24 protein-coding genes and 1 pseudogene are annotated in these 23,267 nt (G+C 68.7%); 11 read left to right on the forward strand and 14 right to left on the reverse strand.

Features of this window, described 5'->3' with window-relative positions; genetic code table 11:
- Window positions 1-23: 23 nt before the first annotated feature.
- Window positions 24-641 carry a DUF2867 domain-containing protein gene (locus tag ACWEOO_RS31860; RefSeq protein ID WP_452146181.1) on the reverse strand — a complete coding sequence of 206 codons (618 nt, stop codon included), beginning with the start codon at window positions 639-641 and terminating at the stop codon, window positions 24-26.
- Complete coding sequence (locus ACWEOO_RS31865; RefSeq protein WP_452146182.1) at window positions 638-1,318, reverse strand: molybdopterin-dependent oxidoreductase; 681 nt, start codon at window positions 1,316-1,318, stop codon at window positions 638-640. Before ACWEOO_RS31865 ends, ACWEOO_RS31860 begins: the two co-directional genes overlap by 4 nt.
- Window positions 1,319-1,383: 65 nt before the next feature.
- Here ACWEOO_RS31865 and ACWEOO_RS31870 point away from each other — a divergent pair, with 65 nt between their 5' ends.
- Complete coding sequence (locus ACWEOO_RS31870) at window positions 1,384-1,986, forward strand: TetR/AcrR family transcriptional regulator (protein ID WP_452146183.1); 603 nt, start codon at window positions 1,384-1,386, stop codon at window positions 1,984-1,986.
- A gap of 103 nt (window positions 1,987-2,089) precedes the next feature.
- On the opposite strand, the gene ACWEOO_RS31875 is transcribed toward ACWEOO_RS31870, so the two are convergent.
- Window positions 2,090-3,103, reverse strand: a complete 1,014-nt coding sequence (locus ACWEOO_RS31875; RefSeq protein WP_452146184.1) for an RDD family protein — start codon at window positions 3,101-3,103, stop codon at window positions 2,090-2,092.
- A 72-nt stretch (window positions 3,104-3,175) separates the two neighbouring features.
- Between ACWEOO_RS31875 and ACWEOO_RS31880 the strand changes: the two genes are divergently transcribed.
- Together ACWEOO_RS31880 and ACWEOO_RS31885 are read left to right on the forward strand one after the other, a co-directional pair.
- A complete protein-coding gene (locus tag ACWEOO_RS31880) occupies window positions 3,176-4,171 on the forward strand; it encodes a stage II sporulation protein M (protein WP_359935317.1) in 996 nt (331 codons plus the stop codon).
- Window positions 4,172-4,199: 28 nt separating this feature from the next.
- Window positions 4,200-4,970 carry a DUF1206 domain-containing protein gene (locus ACWEOO_RS31885; RefSeq protein WP_452146185.1) on the forward strand — a complete coding sequence of 257 codons (771 nt, stop codon included), beginning with the start codon at window positions 4,200-4,202 and terminating at the stop codon, window positions 4,968-4,970.
- Window positions 4,971-5,011: 41 nt separating this feature from the next.
- On the opposite strand, the gene ACWEOO_RS31890 is transcribed toward ACWEOO_RS31885, so the two are convergent.
- Genes ACWEOO_RS31890 through ACWEOO_RS31900 form a run of 3 tightly spaced genes read right to left on the reverse strand, consistent with a single transcriptional unit; the run spans window position 5,012 to window position 8,075 of the window.
- On the reverse strand, window positions 5,012-6,598 hold the full coding sequence (locus tag ACWEOO_RS31890; protein WP_452146186.1) for an ABC transporter permease: 1,587 nt from the start codon (window positions 6,596-6,598) through the stop codon (window positions 5,012-5,014).
- Window positions 6,595-7,482, reverse strand: a complete 888-nt coding sequence (locus ACWEOO_RS31895; RefSeq protein ID WP_363710519.1) for an ABC transporter ATP-binding protein — start codon at window positions 7,480-7,482, stop codon at window positions 6,595-6,597. The genes ACWEOO_RS31890 and ACWEOO_RS31895 overlap by 4 nt, the downstream gene beginning before the upstream one ends.
- Complete coding sequence (locus tag ACWEOO_RS31900) at window positions 7,479-8,075, reverse strand: TetR/AcrR family transcriptional regulator (protein ID WP_359935325.1); 597 nt, start codon at window positions 8,073-8,075, stop codon at window positions 7,479-7,481. The genes ACWEOO_RS31895 and ACWEOO_RS31900 overlap by 4 nt, the downstream gene beginning before the upstream one ends.
- Window positions 8,076-8,419: 344 nt before the next feature.
- Here ACWEOO_RS31900 and ACWEOO_RS31905 point away from each other — a divergent pair, with 344 nt between their 5' ends.
- From ACWEOO_RS31905 to ACWEOO_RS31925, 5 genes are read left to right on the forward strand one after another with little or no spacing between them, the layout of a single operon-like run.
- The gene (locus tag ACWEOO_RS31905) at window positions 8,420-10,216 is read left to right on the forward strand and encodes an ABC transporter substrate-binding protein (protein ID WP_452146187.1); all 1,797 of its coding nucleotides are present in this window, start codon (window positions 8,420-8,422) and stop codon (window positions 10,214-10,216) included.
- Window positions 10,213-11,247, forward strand: a complete 1,035-nt coding sequence (locus ACWEOO_RS31910; protein ID WP_452146188.1) for an ABC transporter permease — start codon at window positions 10,213-10,215, stop codon at window positions 11,245-11,247. Before ACWEOO_RS31905 ends, ACWEOO_RS31910 begins: the two co-directional genes overlap by 4 nt.
- Window positions 11,244-12,131, forward strand: coding sequence for an ABC transporter permease (locus tag ACWEOO_RS31915; RefSeq protein WP_355696683.1), 888 nt, complete (start codon window positions 11,244-11,246; stop codon window positions 12,129-12,131). The genes ACWEOO_RS31910 and ACWEOO_RS31915 overlap by 4 nt, the downstream gene beginning before the upstream one ends.
- Complete coding sequence (locus ACWEOO_RS31920) at window positions 12,124-13,068, forward strand: ABC transporter ATP-binding protein (RefSeq protein WP_452146189.1); 945 nt, start codon at window positions 12,124-12,126, stop codon at window positions 13,066-13,068. Before ACWEOO_RS31915 ends, ACWEOO_RS31920 begins: the two co-directional genes overlap by 8 nt.
- A 3-nt stretch (window positions 13,069-13,071) precedes the next feature.
- Window positions 13,072-14,007 carry an ABC transporter ATP-binding protein gene (locus tag ACWEOO_RS31925; protein ID WP_452146190.1) on the forward strand — a complete coding sequence of 312 codons (936 nt, stop codon included), beginning with the start codon at window positions 13,072-13,074 and terminating at the stop codon, window positions 14,005-14,007.
- Here the strand turns inward: ACWEOO_RS31925 and ACWEOO_RS31930 are convergent, their stop codons facing one another.
- A complete protein-coding gene (locus tag ACWEOO_RS31930; protein ID WP_452146191.1) occupies window positions 14,008-14,259 on the reverse strand; it encodes an amphi-Trp domain-containing protein in 252 nt (83 codons plus the stop codon).
- A 73-nt stretch (window positions 14,260-14,332) separates the two neighbouring features.
- Here ACWEOO_RS31930 and ACWEOO_RS31935 point away from each other — a divergent pair, with 73 nt between their 5' ends.
- The 3 genes and pseudogenes from ACWEOO_RS31935 to ACWEOO_RS31945 form a co-directional block, all read left to right on the forward strand.
- Window positions 14,333-14,674 (forward strand): ArsR/SmtB family transcription factor, encoded by a 342-nt coding sequence (locus ACWEOO_RS31935; RefSeq protein ID WP_452146192.1) that lies wholly within the window; start codon window positions 14,333-14,335, stop codon window positions 14,672-14,674.
- Entirely contained in the window at window positions 14,667-15,470 is an 804-nt protein-coding gene (locus tag ACWEOO_RS31940; RefSeq protein WP_452146193.1) for a VOC family protein, read from the forward strand. Before ACWEOO_RS31935 ends, ACWEOO_RS31940 begins: the two co-directional genes overlap by 8 nt.
- Window positions 15,471-15,486: 16 nt before the next feature.
- Window positions 15,487-16,038 (forward strand): annotated as a pseudogene (locus ACWEOO_RS31945) (phosphotransferase); the annotation flags it as partial.
- Here the strand turns inward: ACWEOO_RS31945 and ACWEOO_RS31950 are convergent.
- The 7 genes from ACWEOO_RS31950 to ACWEOO_RS31980 all read right to left on the reverse strand — a co-directional run bounded on the left by ACWEOO_RS31950 (window position 16,031) and on the right by ACWEOO_RS31980 (window position 23,037).
- Window positions 16,031-16,576, reverse strand: coding sequence for an RloB family protein (locus ACWEOO_RS31950; RefSeq protein ID WP_452146194.1), 546 nt, complete (start codon window positions 16,574-16,576; stop codon window positions 16,031-16,033). The pseudogene ACWEOO_RS31945 and the gene ACWEOO_RS31950 sit on opposite strands and share 8 nt — an antisense overlap.
- A gap of 74 nt (window positions 16,577-16,650) precedes the next feature.
- Window positions 16,651-17,889 carry an AAA family ATPase gene (locus ACWEOO_RS31955; RefSeq protein WP_452146195.1) on the reverse strand — a complete coding sequence of 413 codons (1,239 nt, stop codon included), beginning with the start codon at window positions 17,887-17,889 and terminating at the stop codon, window positions 16,651-16,653.
- Between the two features lie 94 nt (window positions 17,890-17,983).
- Window positions 17,984-19,276, reverse strand: a complete 1,293-nt coding sequence (locus ACWEOO_RS31960) for a DUF58 domain-containing protein (RefSeq protein ID WP_452146196.1) — start codon at window positions 19,274-19,276, stop codon at window positions 17,984-17,986.
- Complete coding sequence (locus ACWEOO_RS31965; RefSeq protein ID WP_359935352.1) at window positions 19,276-20,247, reverse strand: AAA family ATPase; 972 nt, start codon at window positions 20,245-20,247, stop codon at window positions 19,276-19,278. The genes ACWEOO_RS31960 and ACWEOO_RS31965 overlap by 1 nt, the downstream gene beginning before the upstream one ends.
- Window positions 20,244-21,383 (reverse strand): DUF4350 domain-containing protein, encoded by a 1,140-nt coding sequence (locus ACWEOO_RS31970; protein WP_452146197.1) that lies wholly within the window; start codon window positions 21,381-21,383, stop codon window positions 20,244-20,246. The genes ACWEOO_RS31965 and ACWEOO_RS31970 overlap by 4 nt, the downstream gene beginning before the upstream one ends.
- On the reverse strand, window positions 21,380-22,009 hold the full coding sequence (locus ACWEOO_RS31975; RefSeq protein WP_452146198.1) for a DUF4129 domain-containing protein: 630 nt from the start codon (window positions 22,007-22,009) through the stop codon (window positions 21,380-21,382). The genes ACWEOO_RS31970 and ACWEOO_RS31975 overlap by 4 nt, the downstream gene beginning before the upstream one ends.
- Window positions 22,006-23,037, reverse strand: coding sequence for a hypothetical protein (locus ACWEOO_RS31980; RefSeq protein WP_359935358.1), 1,032 nt, complete (start codon window positions 23,035-23,037; stop codon window positions 22,006-22,008). Before ACWEOO_RS31980 ends, ACWEOO_RS31975 begins: the two co-directional genes overlap by 4 nt.
- Window positions 23,038-23,267 lie beyond the last annotated feature (230 nt).

Genomic DNA, 23,267 nt, shown 5'->3' on the forward strand with positions numbered 1-23,267 from the left:
TTCTTTGAACACCCCCGCGCAAGTTATTGCGCGGGGGTGTTCTGTGACCAGGTTCGTTCGAAGTGCCGCATGAGTGCCGGATAGACGATCGCGTAGCGGAACGGCTTGATGAAGGCCATGTACGCCTTGCCGAACGTGCCGCGGGGTTTGACGTAGACGGTCATCTGCGCGCGGTAGCGGCCGTTTCCGTGGTCGACCCAGGCCAGGTGCATCACGCCGTACATGGTCCGGTTGGAGATTTCCTCGGCGAGTTCGGTGCCGGTGCGGTACAGCGGCCGGAACGGCTTGTCGGTGACCAGCGACGCCGGAGACTTGTCGCGGAGGTCGTCGGGAACCCGCACGAGCAGTGATGCTTCGCCCGTGCCGGGAACGGGCGGCCAGGCGCCGGCGGCGTCCGCGGAGGTCGAGATGCGCCCGAGCCCGAACGCGCGTCCGAGCACGTCACGAAGGCCCCACAGCAAGCGCACCGGCAGCGGCGCGGACCCCGGAAAGTCGAGGGATTGCTGCAGATCGACGACGACCGGAAAATCGTCCGCGCCGCCCTCGACGGGAAGCGCCCAGACGTCCTCGACGTCGAAGTCGGGCACGATGTCGTCGATGATCCAGTCCTGGGTCTTCAGCACGTCGTCGGGGAGTCTCATCTGTCTTGCGTTCCTTTCGCACAGAGGGCGCGGATCGGGCGGATCAGCGGGCGGTAGAACGGCCGGATCAGCCGTCCCGGGATGCGGCCGTGGCGCTCCTCCTGCCAGACCCGAGCCCGGGGATGACCCTCGATCAGCCGGCCGATGATGCCCCGATCGAGGCGGTGCTCCGGGAAGGTGGAACACACCTCGACCTGGCACAGGTGCTTGATGTTCATGTAGCCGTACTGGGCGGGGCTGACCAGGCGGATCGGTGCGCCGTGGTCGCCGCCGAGCGGGCACCCGTTCACCCGGTCCGCGAGCAGGACGTCGTCCGCCAGCGCGTCCCGCAGTTCGACCACGGAGCTGACCCCGTCCAGCCCTTCGAACGCCAGGTGGCTGACGCGGCCCTCCGCGTCGAGCGCCGGCTCGACGAAGGCGCGAAAGAAGTCGGCGAACCGCACCCCTTCCCACCGCAGGCCGGTCGCCGTCCAGCCGGAGACGCAGTGGAAGTCGGCGACGAGCTCGCGCCGTTGCAGCGTGGCGAGCTCGGGCAGCCGCACCTCCGAGGGCTTGCGAACGACGCCGCTGATCGCGATCACCGGATCGTCCGGCACTGTGGGCGGCGGCCGGTGCAGGTGGGTGCCAAATCGCGGGAACCCCTCGACGCGGCGTTGTCCGGGCGGAAGTGGCGACATCACAGTCTCCTTTCACCGACCGACGGTCGGTCACCGACTTGCGGTCAGTATTTTATGCTTGCCCGGTGACTGTCAAGAAGCTGCGGGAACGGCAGGCGGAGGCAACCCGGGAGCTCCTGGTCGGGATCGCGCGCGAGCGGTTTGTCGAGCAGGGCTACAAGGCAACCGCGATGGACGACATCGTCCAGCGAGCGGGTCTCGCGAAGGGGGCTCTCTACCACCACTTCAGCGGCAAGGACGCCCTGTTCAAGGCGGTCTACGACCTGGTGCTGGAGGAGACCGCCGGGGCGGTGATGACCGCGGCCCTCGCCGAGGAGGATCCGTGGGTCGCGGTACGAGCGGGCCTGTCCGCCTTCCTCGACGCCTGCTTGCAGCCGGCGTTCCGGCGGATCGTGATCATCGACAGTGTGACCGTGCTGGCAGCCGGCGCGTGGGAACGCGGCGCGGAAGGCGTCGAGCTGCCGATGCTGCGGACCGTGCTGACGCCACTGGTGGACAGCGGCGCGTTGCCCGGCGTCACACTCGACTCGCTGGCGCACCTCGCACTGGGCGGTCTCTACGGCTCAGCCCTCTACATCGCCCGGGCCGCCGACCACGAGGCCGCCCGCGCGGAGGCCGACGTGGTGCTGGACGTCGTCCTGCGCGGCGTACGGGCGGCGACCAGCTGATCCGGCGACCTCGTGTTTGTCAGCGGATCGCTGTGAAGAGGTGTTTGTCGGCGACCTGCCCGAGGACAGCCACCTCGCCGGATCGCGTCAGGGCCGGCGGTGGTCAGGACCAGTGGCCGGCTTCGTTGCTGCCGGGGGCGGCCCAGCCTTCGGCGTTCACGGTCGCGGGGCGGGACTGGGTGGTCGGTGCAGGTGGGGCGAAGAGGCCGGGCGGCGGAGGAGCCGGCGGGAGGGCGCCGTACGGGCTGGGCGGGGCGAACGGGCCGGCCGGCACGCCGTACGACGGGGCGGCTGGGCCGTACGGTGACGGGGCTGGTGGGTATGGCGAGGTGGAGGGGAAAGGGCCGGTCGGCAGGGGGCGGTGGGTGGAGAGGCGTTGGAGTTCGCGGCGGCGGCGTTCGGCGAGGACGGCGGACAGGTAGGCGGGGGCGATGACCTGGGTCGGCGGCGCCGGTGCGATGACGGCAGCGACGCGGGCGGCCAGGGCCTCGCCGAGTGCGTACTGCGGGCCGGGGAGGAGCTCGGTGAAGCGGGCCAGGTAGTCGCGGGCCGCATTCGCCAGCTCGTCGGACAGCCGCGACAGCTCCAGCGACTGCGCCCACTGGACCAGGTGACCGGGCACGAACAGCGGCGGCGACGCCATCGGCTGGTTGCGCTCGCGGATGACGACCGTCCCGGACACCATGTCCCCGATCCGCTTGCCCTGCTTGTTCATCAGGCTCGCGACGATCCCGGGACAGGCCGCGAACCACGGCGCGAAGTCGACGAAGAACCACATCAGCGTCCGCACCAGCGCGTGCCGGAACCGGATCGAGCTCCCGTCGTCGCGCACCACCTTCAGCCCGAGCACCATCTTGCCGAGCGTCCGCCCGCGGGTGAGCGTCTCCATCACGACCCGGTAGCCGACCACCACGAGCAGCACGACGACGAAGATCAGCGCACCCGCCAGCGCCTCACTGACCTCGCTCCCGAACAGGAAGCCGGCCAGGAGCGCGATCAGCACGCTCAGCACGATGCCTTGCAGCAGCATGTCGATCGCACACGCCATCGCCCGCGTGGGCATCCGGGCGATCCGCACCTGGAGGACGACTGCTTCGCCGGTGACCAGCTGGGACACTCCGCCGCCCCCCTCCTGCGTAGACACTAGGTCCGGTTAGTCTGCCACCAGTCGGGTGGAGGAGGTGTGGCGGTGGACGTAGAAGCGTTTGTCTCGGTGCACCAGCCGCAGTGGGACCGCTTGGCGTACCTGACTCGCCGCCAGCGCCGCCTGTCCGGTGCGGAAGCCGAAGAGCTCGTGGTCCTCTACCAGCGGGTCGGCACGCACCTCGCCGCGCTGCGAGCGGCCGGGGCGGATCCGGTGTCGATCGGCCGGCTCTCCGGTCTGATCGCCGATGCACGCGGCGCCGTGACCGGCGTCCAGGCACCTGTCTGGCGTGACATCTCGAAGTACTTCCTGGTCAGCTTCCCCGCCGCGCTGTACGCCTCCAGACGCTGGTGGATCACCATCGGTCTGCTCTTCTACCTGGTCGCCGCCTGGGCCGCCTGGAGAGTGCTGGCACACCCCGAGGTGATCGACTCGATCGCGACACCGGACCAGATCAAGCAGCTCGTCGAGCACGACTTCGAGGCGTACTACTCGGAGAACCCGGCACAGGACTTCGCCCTGCGCGTCTGGATCAACAACGCGACCATCAGCGCCGCTGTGCTCGCGCTCGGCATCCTGCTGATCCCGTCCGTCTTCGTGCTGTGGGACAACGCGCTCAACCTGGGCCTGAGCGCCGGACTGATGATCGGCCACGACCGCGGCGGTCTGTTCTTCAGCCTGATCGCGCCGCACGGCCTGCTCGAGATCACGGCGGTGTTCGTCGCCGCCGCGGCCGGCCTACGGCTCGGCTGGGCCTGGGTCGTACCAGGGCCGCGCACACGCATGCAGGCTGTCGCACAGACCGGCCGTGCCACCGTCGGCATGGCGATCGGCCTGGCCGCGGTGCTTCTGGTCACCGGGCTGATCGAAGCGTTTGTTACACCGTTCCTGCCAGGCCCGGTCAGGGTCACCATCGGCATCGTCGCCGAGCTGGCGTTCCTCACCTACGTGTGGACGCTGGGCCGCCGCGCGTACCGTCAGGGTGAGTACGGCGACATCGACGAGTCGGACCGCGAGGCGAGCGCACCCGTCTCCGCCTGACTGTTTCCGCACTGGGAACTTCTCAGGTGTGACTACTACCGCCCAGGAAGTTCGATACAGCCGGCCGTACCGGTACGCGGTGACGGTCGGCCTGGTGGCGTACGGCGTCGTACACCTGCTGATCGCCTGGATCGCCCTGCAGCTCGCGTTCGGCAAGTCATCGCAGGAGGCTTCACAGCAAGGCGCCCTGCGGGAACTGGCGGACAAGCCGCTCGGCGGCGTGCTGTTGTCGGTTGTGGCGATCGGGCTGTTCGCCCTGGCCGTCTGGCAGGTCCTGCAGGTGATCTGGGGCCACCTGGAACCGCACAAGAAGCTGTCGTCGGTCGGACGCGCGATCGTCTACGTTGTGCTGGCCATCAGCGCGGTGAAGGTCGCGGTCGGCTCGGGCGGTTCGGGAACCGGTCAGCAGCGGAGTGTCACTGCCCGGCTGATGGAGCACGGCTGGGGACGGGCTGTGGTCATCGCGGCCGGTGTCGCGATCCTCGCGATCGGTTGCTACCACGTCTACAAGGGGATCACGAAGAAGTTCACCGAGGACCTGGTGGGCGGCGTCTCGGACGTGACCGTCCTGCTCGGCCGGATCGGGTACGGCGCGAAGGGCTTCGCGTACGCCGTGGTCGGCGTGCTGTTCGGCTGGGCGGCGATCGCCTACGACCCGCAGAAGGCCGGCGGCCTCGACACCGCGCTGCGCACGATCAAGGAGCAGCCGGCCGGATCGGTGCTGCTGACCTTGCTCGCGGTCGGTATCGCGGCCTTCGGCGCCTACTGCTTCAGCTGGTCCCGCAACGCCCGCCGCTGAGGATCGTCGTCAGGCCGGGAGGTCCCTCGGGCGGGGGCCGATCAGGCCGGAAGGTCCCGCCGGCGGAGGCCGATCAGGCCGGCGAAGGCGACGACGAGCGCGATTGCGAGCAGTGCGACGAACGGTCCGGCCGACACCGCTCCGCCGGGGAGCGACGGGAGATGGGTGAAGGGCGAGAGGTCCCGGATCCAGCCGGCTGTGCTCACTCCGGCGCTCACCAGCCCGATCAGGATGCAGACCGCCGGGCCGGCCCACGACACCATCGAGGCCCGCGGGAACAGACCGAAGATCGCGATCGCTATCGCCGCCAGCACCCAGACGGCCGGCAGTTGGGCGAGCGCCGCACCAACCAGCCGCGGTACCTGACCACTCACATCGCCGATTGCCGCGCCGTACGCCAGTCCTTCGGCGACACCGGCTGCCAGCAGTGCCAGGGCCGGGCCCAGCAGGCTGAATACCAGGTGGCTCGCGGCCCATTGCCAGCGACTCGTCGCGGTCGCCAGCACCGGCTCGGCGCGTCCGCTGCTCTCCTCGACCCGCATCCGCAATGTGGCCTGGACGGCGTACGCCGAGGCGATCAGCCCGACCAGCGTCATCACACCGGCCAGGAACGAGTCGATCAGCCCGGCCGCGCCACCCATCCGCTGGAACATCTCCTGGATGCCCGGATCGTCGCGCATCATGTCGCCGACGCCCTCCGCGACACCGCCGAACAGCAGGCCCAGCAAGGCGAATCCGACGGTCCACGCCGCCAGCAGCCCACGATGCAGCCGCCACGCCAACGCCAAGGGCGACCCCAGCTTCCCGTCCGCGGGCCCGAGCCGATCCGGCAAGATGCCGGCCCCGACGTCCCGTCGCACGGCGAGGGCAACCGCGGCTCCGATCAGGGCGATGGTTGCTGCCAGCAGCACAACGGCCAACCACCAACGGTTCTGGGCGTACGGATGGATCTGCTGCGCCCAGCCGATCGGCGACAGGTACGACAACCACGCGAGCGGCCCGTCCGTGTGCGCACTGGTGTCACCGGCGGCCCGCAGTACGTACGCCCCGCCGAGGACACCGATCGCGATCCCCCGCGCCGTCCCCGCACTGGCCGTCAACTGCGCCGCGACCGCACCGAGCGCCGCGAAGAACCAGCCGGTGCCGGCGTACAGGATGCCGATGGCAATCGATCCCGCGAGCGGCAGATCCTGGCTGTGCATGCCGAGGGCAAGCAGTACGGCGAGCACCAGATTCGCACCGAGGACCGTGATGAGCGCCGCGGCCAGCTGGGCGTGCCGTCCGACAACGGTTGCCCCGAGCAACTCACGACGGCCGGTCTCCTCCTCGACACGGGTGTGCCGGATCACCGTGAGCAGGCTGATCAGGCCGACCATCACCGGTACGAACCCGAGCCGCCACGTCACGAACTCGCCCAGGCTCGACCCGGACAGCTCGCCGTACAAGGTGATGAAGCCGGCGTTGCTCGCGTACTTGACCCGCGAGTCCGGCGTCGGGAACAGGTCGCCGTACTCCTTTACGTAGCTCACCGAGATCGCCGTGAGCAGGACGATCCAGAGCGGCAGCACGATCCGGTCCCGGCGCAGGATCAGCCGGATCAGACCGCCGGTGCCGGCCAGCGACGTCATTTCACGGCCTCGGGTTCGTACAGCCGCAGGAACAGTTCCTCGAGCGACGGCGGCTGGCTCACGAGACTCCGTACGCCGATCTCGGTCAGCCGCCGCAGCACCGGGTTGATCTCGTCCGTGTCCACGTCGAACTGGACGTGCCCGTCGATCTCCTTCAGGTCATGGACGCCGGACAACTGCGCCAGGCCGTTCATCGGCCCGACGAGCTCGGCCTGGATCGACGTCCGGGTGAGGTGCCGCAGCTCGCTCAGCGTGCCGCTCTCGACGGCGCGGCCGGCCCGGATGATCGTGACGCGATCGCACAGCGCCTCGACCTCGGACAGGATGTGGCTGGACAGCAGGACGGTCCGGCCGTCACGATCGCTGATCTCCTGCACGACGTCGCGGAAGACCTCCTCCATCAGCGGGTCCAGTCCGGACGTCGGCTCGTCGAGCAGCAGCAGCTCGACGTCGGACGCGAACGCGGCGACCAGGGCGACCTTCTGCCGATTGCCCTTCGAGTAGGCGCGCGCCTTCTTCCGCGGGTCGAGGTCGAACCGCTCGAGGAGCTCGGCCTTGCGCTTCTTGTCCACACCGCCGCGCATCCGGCCGAGCAGATCGATCGCCTCGCCGCCCGACAGGTTCGGCCACAGCGTCACGTCACCGGGCACGTACGCGAGCCGCCGGTGCAGCTCGGTCGCGTCCGACCACGGGTCGCCGTCCAGGACCCGCGCCGTACCGCCGTCGGCGCGCGTCATCCCGAGCAGGATGCGAATGGTGGTGGTCTTCCCCGCGCCGTTCGGGCCGAGGAATCCGTGCACCTCACCGGTTCGCACCGTGAGGTCGAGCCCGTCCAGGGCCCGGGTACGCCCGAACCGCTTGACCAGACCTTCCGTGCTGATCATCGCTTCTCCAGTTTCTCGATCTGTTCCTGGGTGAGCAGCGGGATCGTGAAGACCTCCATCAGCGCCTGGCCGATGCGGTTGTAGCCCGCCGGTGTGGTGATGTCCTCGCCCAGCGCCTTCGAGACCTGCTCGCGGAACACGAACACGCTGAGCTTGATCGCGGCCAGCGCCGCGGCGTACCCGCGCCGGTCCTTGGGGTCGATGCCGAAACTCGTCGTCCACTCCTCGACCGCGTCGACCCCCTCGAGGAACAGCGCGGTCGCGGTCTCCGAGCCGTCCATCATCGAACGGACCAGATACAGCTGCAGCGGAAACGCGAGCGGATGCAGCACCAGCGGATCGAGCCCGGTCAGGTCCCCGTCCCTGGTCAGCTCTGAGCCGATCTGAAGCATCCGCTCCTTCGCGTACTTGTCACACGCCTCCCGCAACGCCTCCTTCGACCCGAAGTGATGCCGCACCAGCCCCGACGACACCCCTGCCTCCGCCGCGATATCCCGAATCGAAGCCCCCTCGATCCCCCGCTCCCCGAACAACTTGACCGCCGCATCCCGAATCCGCGCCCGCGCCGTAAGGTCTTCCACCGCCCGATCCATCCCCACTCCTCTCACTACACACAACAGCAAACCCCTACACAGCTGTGTAGTCAAGTGCCCATTTGTGAAGTCGCGGCTTAGTTGGTTGCGGGTGACCCACGCGTCCGCGCTAAGCGGGGGTGGGGAGCCTGGGTGTGGTGAGGAGCGGAGCGACGAGGCAAGCGCCCGCGTGGCGCGCGTGGGCTGACCACATCCGCGCGTTTACATCCAGTTCGTGAACCGGATCCAGTCGGTAAGAAGGTTACTTCAGTGTGACAAAGCTTCGTATCTTGTTGACAGGACAGCGCTTGCTGGTGTGGTTTCTTCCCAACATCAACACCCGGCTGGGGAAGGTGGGGCGGCCCATGAGGAAGCTGTTGGCTGTGCTGGCGGCGTTGTGTGTGCTGGCGGCGGTACCTGGGACGGCGGCGGCGGCCGAGCCCGCGGCGAAGAAGGTCATCAAGATCGGGGTCACTCAGTCGGTGGACTCGATGAACCCGTTCCTCGCCGTGCGGCTGGTGACGGGGTCGATCCAGCGGATGATCTACGGCTTCCTGACGGTGCCGGATTCGAAGACGCTGCAGCCGAGCCCGGATCTCGCCGAGTCCTGGACGACGTCGCCGGACGGGCTGACCTGGACGTTCAAGATCCGTGAGGCGAAGTGGTCCGACGGGCAGCCGATCACCGCGGCGGACGCGGCTTGGACGTTCAACAAGATGATGACCGACGACGGCGCGAAGACCGGCAACGGGCCGGCGGTGGAGAACTTCCAGAGTGTCACCGCGAACGGCCAGGAGCTGACCATCAAGCTCAAGGCGCCGCAGGCGTCGATGCTCGACAACCCGGTGCCGATCATGCCCAAGCACGTCTGGGAGAAGGTCACCGACATCTCGAAGTACGACGGTGAGGTGTACCCGACCGTCGGCAGCGGACCGTACGTCGCGGTGGAGCACAAGAAGGACCAGTTCGTCCGGCTGGAGGCGAACCCGGACTACTGGCGCGGCCGCCCGAAGATCGACGAGCTGCAGATCATCTTCTACGACAACCCCGCGGCCTCGATCGTCGGCCTGAAGAAGGGCGACATCGACCTGATCGGCCGGCTGAACCCGCCGGACTTCGAGTCGCTGAAGGGCGACGACAACATCGTCCAGTGGAACACCCAGGGCCGCCGGGCGACGTACCTGCAGATCAACCACGGCGCGACGACCAGTGACGACAAGCCGATCGGCGACGGGCATCCGGCGCTGAAGGACCCGAAGGTGCGGACCGCGCTGCACTATGCGATCGACAAGCAGAAGCTGGTCGACGAGGTCCAGGGCGGGCTGGCGAAGCCGGCCGACGGGTCGATCATCCCGCCGCTTTACAAGGACTTCTTCTGGGAGGCGAGCGGCGACGAGAAGGTCTCGTTCGACCTCGCGAAGGCGAACAAGATCCTCGACGACGCGGGCTACAAGAAGGGCGCGGACGGCGTCCGGACGATGCCGGACGGGTCGCGGAAACTGCAGTTCCGGTTCAGCATCCACACCGACAGCCCGATCGAGGACAAGCTCGCCGAGTACCTGACCGGCTGGTTCAAGGAGGTCGGCATCCAGCTGACCACCAAGCGGCTGGACTCCAGCAAGTTCACCGAGGAGACCGGTACGACGGCGCTGTTCGACATCGCGATCAGCGGCTGGTCGGTGAACCCGGATCCGGAGGAGGTGCTCGGCACGCACCTGTGCAGCCGGCGGCCCACCGCGTCCGGCCAGGGCGGCGGCACCGAGTCGTTCTACTGCGACCCGACGTACGAGAGCCTCTACCTGCAGCAGCAGAAGGAACTCGACCGCGGAAAGCGCGCGGAAATCATCAAGAAAATGGAGGAAAGGCTCTATTCCGACGCGCCGGTGATCGCGCTCTACTACCCGAACGATCTCGAGGGCTACCGGAAGGACCGGATCGCGAGCATCACGCCGATCCCGGAGGACAAGGGCCTGCTGTACGGCGGTTCGGGCTACTGGCCGTTCTACACGGTCGAGGCGGTGTCGAAGGACGGCGAGACCGCGGAAAGCGGTGGCCTGGGCGGTGGTGTGATCGCCGGCATCGCGGCGGCCGTGGTCGTCGTCCTGATCGGTGGTTTCTTCGTCCTGCGACGCCGCCAGGGCGCGGCGGACGAGCGCGAATGACGGCCGACACCACCACTGCCGTCGAGGCGCTCGAGGAGCGCCCGGCCCGCCACGGTCTGCCGCGGTATGCGGCGACCAAGGCGGGCGGGGCGCTGCTGAGCATCGCGATGGTGATCGTCGCGACGTTCTTCCTGTTCCGGCTGCTGCCGGGCGATCCGGTCCGCGCCCTCGCGCAGGGGCGGAACATGACACCGGAGCAGCTCGACCTGGAGCGGGCGCGGCTCGGGCTGGACAAGCCGATCCCCGAGCAGTTCCTGCATTTCCTCCAGCAGACGCTGTCGTTCGACCTGGGGACGTCGTACGAGTACAAGCGGCCGGTCGTCGACCTGATCGGCGAGCGGATCGGGTCGACGCTGCTGCTCACCGGTACGGCGCTGGTGATGGCCGTCAGCCTCGGCCTCTGGCAGGGCGCCCGGGCCGGGTGGAAACCCGGCAGCAGGTTCGACAAGATCTCGACGGCGGTCTCGCTGGTGCTGTGGTCGGTGCCGACGTTCTGGCTCGGGCTGTTGCTGCTGATGGTGTTCGCGGCCGGGATCGGCCCGATCCCGGGAATCTTCCCGACCCGCGGGAGCTCGAGCGTGGACAAGCCCGACGGGTTTGCGGGCGTGCTCGACGTCGCGCAGCACATGGTGCTGCCGTGCCTGACGCTGGTCGCGGTCGTCTACGCGCAGTACCTGCTGGTGATGCGGTCGTCGGTGATCGACGAGGTCGGCCAGGACTACATCACGACGGCGCGGGCGAAGGGCCTGCGCGACGACGACGTACGCCGCCGGCACGCCGTACCGAATGCGCTGCTGCCGACCGTGACGCTGGTGTTCATGCGGATCGGTTTCGTGGTCGGCGGCGCGGTCACGGTCGAGGCGATCTTCAGCTGGCCGGGGCTCGGGCAGTTGTTCTACGAGGCGATCCGGGTGCCGGACTTCACGCTGATGCAAGGAACGTTCCTGCTGATCACGGTTTCCGTGATCGTGATGAACACGTTGGCCGATGTGGTCTACCACGTCCTGGACCCGCGGGTGAGGTCGGCATGAGCACGGTGGCGTGGGTGCGGCGGAAACGCGCTGCCGGTCGTTTCTGGACTGATTTCCGGAAACAGCGAGCAGGAGTTGCCGGATTGGTGATTCTGGCGGCCGCCGTCGTGCTCGCGCTGATCGCGCCGTTGTTCATCGACGCCGGCGTCACGAACGTGGTCAGCGGCACCGGGGCCAAGCTGGCCCCGCCGAGCCCCGCCGACCCGCTCGGCACCGACGAGTCGGGCCGGTCGGTGCTGCTGATGATCTGGTGGGGTTCCCGGACGTCGCTGCTGATCGGATTCCTCGCGGCGCTGCTCAGCATGGTGATCGGCACCGTGCTCGGAATCGCGGCCGGGCATTTCCGCGGCTGGGTCGGTGCGGTGATCCTGCGCATCACCGACTGGTTTCTGGTGCTGCCGTCGCTGGTCACCGCGCTGGTGCTCGCGGCGATCCTGGGCGGTTCGACCGCGACGATCATCGTGGCGATCGGGGTGACGTCGTGGCCGTCGACGGCGCGACTGATCCGCGCGCAGACGCTGGCCGTCGAGGCACGCCCGTACATCGAGCGGTCGCTCGCGCTCGGCGCCGGGCACTGGCACATCACCACGCGGCACGTACTGCCCAACGTGGCCCCGCTGCTGCTGGCGAGTACGACGCTCGAGGTGGCGAGCGCGATCGTCACCGAGTCGACGCTGGCGTTCCTCGGCGTGAGTGCGAACAAGACCTCGTGGGGAACGATGCTCCGCGGGTCGTACGACTGGGGCGCGGCGACCGCCGGCGCCTGGTGGTACATCCTCGTGCCGGGTCTGTGCATCGTGACCGTGGTGATGGCGTTCACCTTGTGTGGAAGGGCTTTGGAGACCGTGCTCAACCCCCGGCTGCGGACGCGTGCACATGCTTGAGCTCGACGAGTTGACCGTGAAATACCGGATCGCCGGCGGCGAGGTCCCCGCCGTCCGCGGGGTGTCGCTGAGCGTGCCGGCCGGTGAGGCGCTCGGGCTGGCAGGGGAATCGGGGTCGGGGAAGTCCTCGGTCGCGCTCGCCCTGCTCCGGCTGCTGCCGCGATCCGCCGACGTCGGCGGGCGGGTGTTGCTGGACGGCGAGGACGTGCTGTCGATGAAGTGGGGCCGGCTGCGCGCGGTCCGCTGGTCGTCGGCGTCCATCGTTTTCCAGGGTGCACAGCACGGACTCAACCCGGTGCGGCGGATCGGCGACCAGATCGCGGAGCCCCTGCTCGTGCACAGGTTGGCGTCCGGCGCGGTCGCGAACCAGCGGGTGCAGGAGTTGCTGTCGCAGGTCGGGCTGCCGGCCTGGCGGGCGCGGAGCTACCCGCACGAGCTGAGTGGTGGCCAACGGCAACGAGTGATGATCGCGATGGCGCTGGCGTGCGAACCGCAGTTGATCATCGCCGACGAGCCGACGACCGCGCTCGACCTGATGGTGCAGGCGCAGGTGCTGACGCTGATCCGCCGGCTGATCGCGGACCACGGGATCTCGTTGCTGATGATCTCGCACGACCTGTCGGTGCTGGCGGACGTGTGCGACCGGCTGGCCGTCATGTACGCCGGGCGGCTGGTCGAGGTCGGCCCTTCGTCCGGCGAGTTCCGGCACCCGTACAGCCAGGCGCTGGCCGCCGCGTTCCCGACCGTGGGCGATCCGGCGTCCCGTCTCGCCCCGCGCGGGCTGGCCGGTGACCCGCCGGATCCGCAGCAGTTGCCGGGCGGGTGCGCGTTCCACCCGCGCTGCCCGGTCGCACTCGAGATCTGCGCGACATCCGACGTACAGCTGCGGGCATCCGGCGCCGGCCGGACCGCCGCCTGCGTCCTGGTAGGGGAGTGACCTTTGCTAGAGGCAACTGATCTGCACGTCGAGTTCCCGGGGCGCGGCGGCAACCGGGCCCGGGCCGTCGACGGCGTCAACCTGTCGGTCGGGGCCGGCGAGATCGTCGCGCTGGTCGGCGAGTCCGGCTGCGGCAAGACCACCCTCGCCCGCACGCTCCTCGGCCTGGAACGCCCCACCTCGGGCCGGGTCGCGTACGACGGTACGCCGCTGAGCTACACCGGCCGCGCGCTGCGCGCCTTCCGCCGGCAGGTACAACTCGTCCTCCAGGATCCGATGGGATCGCTGAACCCGCGGCACACCGTGTACGAGGCGGTCGCCGAAGGGCCGCGCATCCACGGACTGCCCGACGAGGAATCCGTGGTGGCGTCGGCGCTCGCCCGCGCCGGGCTGCGGCCGCCGGAGCGGTTCTTCCAGCGCTATCCGCACGAACTGTCCGGCGGGCAGCGGCAGCGCGTCGTGATCGCGGGCGCGCTCGCACTCGACCCGAAGGTCCTGATCGCCGACGAGCCGGTCGCGTCCCTGGACGCCTCGGTGCGCGGCGAGATCCTCGCGCTCCTGCTCCGGCTGCGCGACGACCTCGGCCTGTCCGCGCTCGTCGTCACCCATGACCTCGGCCTGGCCTGGAACATCGCCGACCGGGTCGCCGTCATGTACCTCGGCCGGATCGTCGAGTCCGGCCCCACCGAGGACGTGCTGACGAACCCGCAACACCCTTATACGCAGGCGTTGCTCAGTGTCCTTCCCGAGTCCCCGAACCGCATCGTGCTCACCGGCGAACCGCCGGACCCGACCCGCGTACCCGCCGGCTGCCGCTTCCATCCACGCTGCCAACTGGTAGCCCAGGGCAACGGTACGGCGGCCTGCGGCACGCAACCACTGCCGATCCTGCCCGCGGGCACGGCCGTCCAGGTCGCGTGCCACGTGGCCGCACCCTGATCAGACCTCGTCGTCGTCCTCGGGCTCCTCCGCGGCGTCGGCGATCGCCCACTTCAGCTGGAACTCGACCTCTTCCTCGTCCTCGCCGCGCTCGTGCTCGACGCTGATCCGGGCGTTCTTGGGGACCGTGAACCGCTCGCCCGCGACCTGGATCCGGAACGGCTTGCCGGACTCCAGCGCGTCCGCGAGCCGCCGCAGCTTGGCCGCGAAATCGGCGACCGAGTAGTCCTTCTCGACATCTCTCTCACTCATGCCGCCCATCCAAGCAGGCAGCAGGTTCTTCGGGTGGTTGACAATAGTTAACAACTGATAGAACTATTGCGCCATGGCGCAAGATCAGGTCGACCGCTTCTTCGAAGTACTGGCCGATCCCACCCGGCGGCACGTCGTCCAACTGCTGGGGGAAGGGCCGCAACGGGCGGGCCAACTGGCCGCGGCGACCGGGGCGTCGTCGCCGGCGATGAGCCGGCACCTCCGGATTCTGCTGGCGGCCGGCCTGGTCGCCGACGAGCGCGTCCCGGAGGACGCGCGGGCGCGCGTGTTCCGGCTCAATCCCGAGCCTGTCGTGGCCGTCCAGGCCTGGCTCGACCAGGTCCAGGCGCACTGGCGCGACCAACTGGCCTCGTTCAAGCAGCATGTCGAGCAGAAAGGGAAGCCCGATGACTGAACCGTCCGCGACCGCCTCCGTCGAAGTTCCTGTCGATCCGGGGACGGCGTTCGAGGTGTTCACCGCCGAGATCGACCAGTGGTGGTTGCGAAATCCGATCAGCTTCTTCGATTCCGGCCGGGTCCGCGCGATGCGGATCGAGCCGGGGATCGGCGGCCGGGTGATGGAGGTCTACACCGCCGACGACGTCCTCGAGCTCGCCACGATCACCGAGTGGCAGCCCGGCACGCGGCTCGGATACCGCAGTTCGGTCGACGACACCGAGACCCGCGTCGACTTCGAGGCGGTCGCGGGCGGGACGCGCGTGACCGTCGTCCAGTCACTGGTCACCGACGACGGCAACGCGTTCTACTTCTGGCCGCGGGTGATCCGATGGCTTCCCGACTGGGTCGCGCGGCGGACCGGCGCGTCCGGGAAGCCACCGCGCGAGATCGACCGGCTCTCGATCGCCCTGTACTACGAGGATCCGGCCGCCGCCGCGCGCTGGCTGCACGAGGTGTTCGCGCTCAACTCGTGGGACACGCTGCCCGCGGACGGCGAAGACCCGCTGTGGATCGAGTTGCATGTCGGCCGGGTCGCCGTGCTGCTGTTCAAGCGCACCGGGCCGCGGCCGACCGCGGTCGACCACAACGTCTGGGTGTACGTCGACGACCTCGACGCACACTTCGCTCGTGTCCAGGGCGCGGGCGCGAAGATCCTCAGCGAGATCCACTCGCACGGGTACCGCTGCTACGAGGCCGAGGACCTGGAAGGACACCACTGGACCTTCGCGCAGGCCCGCCCCACGATGGAATGACCGAGCAGCCGCTGAGCGGTGGCCGGCTGACGCCCGGGGTGGTGCGTGTCGCCGACACGGTACGCAGGCCCGGCTCGGACAGCTCCGCCTTCACCGCGAAACTCCTGGAACTGCTGGCGGAAAACGGTTTCGGTGCGGCCCCGAAGTGTGCCATCACGACCTGGCTCCCACCAACTTCGTCTTCACCGACGACCTGCCGGGCGCGCTGATCGACCTGGCTGCGCCTGGTGATCGGCTGGAAGATCTCGGGTACGCCGCCTGGACCTGGTGCATCGCCTCCAAACACGCCGACCCGAGCCGTCAGGCGCACCAGGTCCGGGTCCTCGCCGACGCCTACGGGCTCACCGCCGAACAACGGTCCGAGCTGGTCGACGCCACGCTGGCACGGCAGTCCGCGAACGTGGAGTTCTGGGTACGCCGACCGTATGCGGAGGCAGCCGAGCGCATCGCCTGGTCCTTCCGCGAATACGCCTTCACCTCCGCGAACAGACTTGTCTTCGAGAAGGCTCTGCAGGACGACCTCAGCGGCAGACGGTGTTCCGACATTGCCAGCGAAGGCCTCAGGTGAAGCCTCCTTCGATTGCGGCCAGGAGTCGATACATGCTCGATGACGGATTGTCGTTCGGGAAGGTCGTTCCATCTCGCTCATGGCGGTCTGCCAGCGCTTCGGCCCGGATGTAGGCATCGCGTCGGAGCTTCATGTACCCCGCGCCGTCGATTCGCTTGCCCTGACGGCCATCGAGACGAGAGCTGAGCACCTCGGCGCCGCGATTGTCGAGGAATCCCGTGTGTGGTTGGTGGTGCAAGATGAGCCACAGTTCGAAACAGGGATTCGACACCGCGACGTTGATGCCTTCAGCCGCCGCCAGCCGTAGGGCGCGATCGAGATTCGGATGGTGGCGTGGCCACTCGACGTCGAACACGCACCAGGACTCATCGATCTCAGTATCGCGCTGCTGCCGCGCGACCGCCTTCTCCACGAGCTTGAGGGGCACGCCCGCGGTGGCATCGATGATGAGGTTGATCGCGGTGTTGCCCCGGATCTCTGGGAGGCGCTTGAGCGCGCTGATGTAGTCAGGCTCAGAAGCCTCGCCCTCGCAGTACACGAGGATGGTCTTTCGTTCGGGTCTGATTCCGGTTCTGCGAGTGAGGTTCTTGCCGCCTCTGCGTCGAGGTGCCATCAGGCGATCAGGCCCAGAGCGCGGAGTAGCTCAGTTCGGTCGGTGTCGGGCAGCGCTCCGAATCGGCCGTGCAGGTAGGCCTTCTCCAAGTTCACCGAGGTTCTGACGCGCTCACCCGCAAATTCGGCCAGTGCGCCCAGCCTGGTCGCTCCGTCGCCGGACTTTTCCGTAAGCCAGACCTCGTCACGGTTGAGGTGATTCAACAGACTGGTGTCATGTGTGGTGAAGATGAGCTGTGCGTGGCGGGGGTTGGTCAATGGATCCTGGAACAAGCCGATCAGCTGCTGGGACAGCGTGGGATGGAGACTCGCGTCCAGCTCGTCGAAGAGCAGCAATGAGCCCTCTTTCAACGCCGCAAGGACAGGTCCGATCAGCCTGAACCAAGTGCGTGTTCCGGCCGATTCGGCCTGAAAGTCCAGCGGCACGGATCCTTGCGCGCTGCGGTGGGTCAGTTGGGCCTGGCGCCCTGGACGGCGTGACCGCGGATCGTCGACGACCAGTACGTCGTCAATTCCGAGATCTGCCATCCTCAGCAACGCGAGCGCCTGCGCACGGTCGGCCAGGGTGAAGCCGGTGTCGAGTTCGAACAGAACTGGCTCGCTCTCCTCGAACAACGAGATGGTCGGATGCCGCAGCAATTGCGCGCGGCCCGCCGGATCGCGCAGACCGAGGGTTTGCACCCGCAACAAGTCCGTTGCGAAATCAGACACCAGAGGCTCGTCGAACCGCCTGGCGATGGACAGGGCGAGTGTCCGGCCGGTCAGCAGTTCCCTGGTGCCGGACAGATTGCCCAATCCCCGTTGGAGCTTGAGTTCGGTCGTATCGCGCTCGAAGATCCGGCGACGCTTCTTCTCCGGATAATGAAACAACCCCTCGTAGGAGACGCCCTCCTGGCTGAGTTCCAGGACGTACTCGAACCGGATGCCGTCGATGACCGATTCGATCGTGAACTCGGACGGCCGGTGGCGCCAATCGCCGAACGCGAACGGCTCGATCGGGATGCTGTCGTCCCATGATCGCAGTGACGTTCGGACCGCATCGCAGAGCCAGGCCATGGCGGCGACGATGTTCGACTTCCCTGACGCGTTGGGGCCGTAGATGGCTGTCACGTGCAGCAGGCTGAGGCCGACATTCTCGATCCGCTGAGCCTCGTCCCGAGCGGCGTCGACGGCGACCATCGACAACTCGACCGATTCCCTGATCGATCGGAAGTTCGAGACCTCGAAACGGATGAGCATGGAGGATCCTAACGTCGACAACGTTAGCATAGCGCCAATTTCGTCAACTTCTTACGATCTTAGCCACTTGTCAGCGTCTTCGAGGCGCGCTGGCCTAGAGGCGGCCGGCTTTCTTCAGGGTGAGGTAGGTGTCGGCGAGGGCTGGGGCTATCTGGTCCGGAGGTTCGTCGACGACGGTCACACCGGCTCGGGCGAGAGTGGCGGTCAGGCGTTCCCGATCGAGGCGTGTCCGGGCGGCCGAGGCGGCGCCGTACACGTCCAGGAGATCGCCGCGGGTGGCTTCCAGTTCGGTCAGCCGAGGATCGGCCACCGACGCGAGCACTACGACGTGCCGGCGCAGCAGCGGGCCGATCACGGGCAGCAGGGACTCCTCGATGACCGCCGGATCGAGACCGGTGAGGAGGACCACGAGGGAGCGCTGCCCGAGCCGTTCGAGCACCTGTGACACCACGACGCGGAAGTCGGTCTGTACGAGCTCGGCCTCGACGTTGGCCAGCGCGTTCACGAACGACGGCAGCACGTCCTGCGGCGCGGGCCGCCGTACGTCGGCCCGGACGGCGGAATCGCACGCCAGCAAGGAAACCCGGTCGCCTGCCCGCGTCGCCAGAGCGGCCAGCAGCAAGGCCGCGTCCATCGCATGGTCCAGCCGCGGCGCATCACCGACGCGCCCCGCGGACAGCCGTCCCGAGTCGATCACGATGACGACCTGCCGGTCCCGCTCCGGTCGCCACGTCCGCAGGACGACGTTTCCGCGCCGTGCCGTCGCGCGCCAGTCGATACTCCGGACGTCGTCACCCGGCACGTAGTCACGCAGCGAGTCGAACTCGGTCCCCTGCCCGCGCACGAGCAACGCCGTCCGCCCGTCAAGCTCACGCAGCCGAGCCAGCCGAGACGGCAGGTGCTTGCGGCTCTTGAACGGCGGCAGCGCCCGCACTGTCCACGGGACCTGGTGCGACCCCTGCCGGCCGGCGAACCCCAGCGGCCCCACGGACCGCACGGTCACCCGGTACGCCTTGCGGTCACCGCGGCGCGTCGGGACCAGATGCGTCGTCAGCCGCCGTCGCTCACCCGACGGCAGGTCCAGCTTGTGCGGCGGGTCCAGTACGCCGGCAGACGGCGGCCACGCGTCCCGTAGCAACCCACGCACGCGTCGGCCCGGGTTGGTGATCAGCAGATTCACCGCGGCCGGTTCACCGAGCCGTACGGCGTTGTCGCCCTCCCGCTCGAACTGCAGGCGGCGGGGCGAACCAGCCAGCAGGATGTCCAGGAGAGACACCACCATCACAGCAGCGACGACCACGCCGATCCCGGCCCACGACGGCATCACCAGAGCGACGAACACCACTCCAGCAGCAGCCAGGATGCCGGCTCGGCCAGTCAGGACCATCAGCGTGGCACCGGCACCGTCGCGAGCACACTCTCCAGCACCGCGTCCGCGCTGACACCCTCCAGCTCGGCCTCCGGCCGCACCTGGACCCGATGCCGAAGGCAAGGACGTGCCATCGCCTTCACGTCGTCCGGGATGACGTAGTCGCGGCCGGACAGCCACGCCCAGGCGCGCGAGACCGCCAGCAGCGCGGTGGCGCCACGTGGCGAGACACCCAGTTGCAGCGACGGCGACTGACGAGTGGCGCGGCACAGGTCGACGACGTACGCCAGCACGTCGTCGCGGACCGCAACCCGCCGTACGGCGTCCTGCCCGGCCTGCAGGTCCTCAGGACCGGCCACCGGACGCAGACCGGCAGCGGCCAGGTCACGCGGATCGAAGCCTTGTGCGTGCCGAGCGAGTACGGCGATCTCAGCGTCTCGCGGCGGGATGTCCAGCGTCACCTTCAGCAGGAACCGGTCCAACTGGGCCTCTGGCAGCGGATACGTGCCCTCGTACTCCACCGGGTTCTGCGTAGCGGCCACCACGAACGGCGATGGCAGCCGTCGCGGCTCGCCGTCCACGGTCACCTGCCGCTCCTCCATGGCCTCCAGCAACGCGGCCTGGGTCTTCGGCGGCGTCCGGTTGATCTCGTCCGCCAGCAGGATGTTCGTGAACACAGGCCCCGGCCGGAACTCGAACTCGCTCGTCTTCGCGTCGTACACCAGTGACCCGGTGACGTCACCCGGCATCAGGTCCGGTGTGAACTGCACTCGCTTGGTGTCCAGCCGCAGCGCCATCGAGAGCGCCCGCACCATCAGGGTCTTCGCCGTACCGGGGACGCCCTCCAGCAGCACATGGCCGCGGCAGAGCAGGGCGAGCACCAGTGCGGTCACCGCAGTGTCCTGGCCGACCACCGCCTTGCCGATCTCGGTCCGTAGCGCCACCAGCGCCTGCCGGGCCTGGTCCGCGGTGACCTCGGTAGTCGTCACGGGTGTCGTACCTCCTGCGTCAGTACGTCGAGTTCGTGGGACAAGGACATCAGAGCTTCGTCAGTCAGCGGCGGCAGACCGTAGAGCAGCTCGTACAGCATGGCCGGGTGGCGGCCGGTCCGTGCGGCGACAGTCGCGATCACGGCCGACGGATCGGCCCGCCGCGGGATCCCGTGCGCCTTGTGCAGCTGACCGAGCGCCGACTCGCGCAGCGCGGCCGCGGCGCGGTCGCGGGCTCGTGAGCGTCGGTAGAGCCGTGCCCTGCCCTCTGTCGTCTCCGCCGCGTGCACGATCACCGGTAGCCGCTCTGCCACCACAGGGCCTAGGCGCCGCCCGCGCCAGATCGCCACCACCAGTACGGCGAACGCGACCGCCCAGCCGATGTAGCGGACATCAGGTGGGATCAGCGGGGGAGTGTCGTCGCCCGAGTCGCTGTACGTCGCCTCCCACTGCGGCAGGTACCAGGTCAGATCCTCATGCGTGCCGAACAAATTGAGCGCCAAGGCCGCATTGCCGTCGTCGGCGAGCTGGGCGTTCGTGAACGTCGCCCGGGCACCGACCACGTCGACGAGGCGGTCGCCGAGGTCCAACCGGACCATGGTGGCGTTGATGCCGTCGCCATAGCAGGTGGTCGCGCCGTCGGGAGCGGAGTACGTCGGCCCGCTCACTGTGGCCGTGCCGGCCTTCACCGCGGCTGGAAGCTCACAGCCGGGCTGGCGGCTACGGCTTGCCAGTGAGTTGCCTGTCGGGCGCACACCCGGCGCCAGAGCTTCGAGAGCCCGGCTGCTGGGACGGATCAGGATGATGTGGCTCCACTGCGCACCCCCGATCCGCTGCCAGTCCGAGGCGTTCAGTGAACCGCCCGGGCCGATGACCAGCGCCTTGCCGGCGCCTGGTTGTAAGGCGTCGTCCAGCGACTCCGTGCCGTGGACGTCGACGTTGTGGTTCTTCAGCAGCGCCGCGAGCGCCCGTGCCCCGTCCGACTCGGTGGAGTCCGGGCTGAACGGTCCCGACGTACGGGCTGAGGTCGCGATCAGCACAACGATCGCGGCCAGCACGATCAGCCCTGTGACGAGCAGCGGCGTCCGCAACGCCCGCCAGCCCTCACTGACACTGCGTCCGACAGGCGTGCTCATACAACCACCCGTGCGGTCCGCGCGGCGTCGTCAGCCGCGACGACAGCGGCGTACCGCTGCGGGGTCCCAGGACGGTTGCCGTAGACAACCTCCGTGAACACCAGTGCGGCAGGCTGCAGCGGTTCGCGCAGTATCGGCGCCGCGCGAGACGCATCGGCCACGACCTCGTACGCCGTACGTCCGGCCCGTTCGTCCAGGACGGTCCGCTCGGTCAGCTCCGCCACGCACGCCCGGAAGCGGCTGCGGATCGCCGACGCGAAGTCGCCGGACGCGGCCTCCCGCTCGGCCAGTGCGCGGTACTCCGCGGCGCTCTGCGGCCGGGCGGTGTCGAAGACCGCCTGCGACTTGGCCCTGTGGCTGGTCCGCAGTACGCCGGAGCGCCAGAGCACCACAACCACGACGAGGACCAGCAGGGCGATCAGCATCACCAGACCGGCGTGACCGTTGGGCGACGAGCCGGTGAGGCTGTCCAGCAGGTCCTGGATCCAGTCCAGCACCTTGCCGACGGCCCGCTCGATCAGCGAGCCGGAGTCCCGGTACGCGGACTTGGACAGCTCCTTGGCCGCCTCCTGAGCGGCCTGGTCCCGGTCGATGTCGACGGGCGGCTCCAGCGGGAGAAGGATCACGCCGTCTCCTCGAACCGCAGCGCCGGCCGCATCCACAGGTCGAGACCTTCGCGGCGGACCCGGAGGTCGAGGTAGATCAGGGCCTGGACGGCGGACATGAAGGCGAGGCTGGCGATCAGCGTGATCAGCGTCGCGATGCCGACCGCCACACCGAGCACGATCGTCACCACGACGGCCCCGGTGCTGTCGCTGGAGCCGGCCCACCCGCCGACGGTCAGGATCAGCGCGCTGACCCCGAACTGCAGCGCGTACCCGATGATGTTCACCACCAGTCCCCCGAAGAGCAGGATCCCGAACACCCGCCAGAACTTGCCCTTCACGAGCTGCCACGACCGCCGCAGCGAACCCCAGACCCCCACCCGCACCGGGATGTGCAGCCCGATGTCCGGTGCGTGCCGGCCCTCCATCAGGACCACCGTCCCGGCCAGCACCAGCCGGATGCCGAAGATCAGCACCAGGACGCCGCCGACCAGCATCATCCCGAGCGCCGCGGCTCCGGCGACCTCGGAGGAGATCGCCGCGTCCGCCCCGGCGCCGATACCGAACACCGCGAGCCCCCAGCCGCCGATCAGCAGCATGAACGACAGCGACTGCACCAGACCCACAGCCGCCAGCGCGGGCACCGCGGGCCGCACCAGACGCATCAGCTCGCGCGGGCCGGCCCTGTGCGCCAGCTGGCTCCGCACCGCGGCCAGGGCGATGATGCCGGACAGCATGCTCGACACCACCGAGAACAGCACCACCTGTACGCCGTAGGTGAGCAGGAGGGCCGCACCGGCCTGCCCGAACGGGTCCTCCGCCCCGAAGAAGCCGCCCAGCCCGCCCGGTACGGCGACCTCGGTCAGAACGGCCTGCACCGCGACCAGTGCGATCCCGGCCAGCACCGGCAGGCCCAGCATGATCGTCTTGTTGTCGGAGATCGTCCGGGCGGCGTTGTCGAGCAGGTCCGCCGGCAGCCACGGCCGCAGCGGCTCGGTCGCCACGTCGTCGTGCAGGCGCATACTCGACTGCATACGGTGGTCGGCCACTGACTGCTCCTCTCCCGGTGAACCGTCGTACCAGCGGGCACGTGAGTTGTGGTGAACCCCGGCCGTGCACCATGATCCCGGATGATCACAGCCCAACTCGGGGGTCACACGGCGATCCGGCGTGTGCACTACCAGGGGAATGGGACACTATCCGTAGTGCGTACGGCCTGGCACCCCGCCGGGCGCACACCGACCGGTCGGACTCGGACCCAACGGAGCAGCGAGGAGCT

Source organism: Kribbella sp. NPDC004138, from assembly GCF_053603655.1.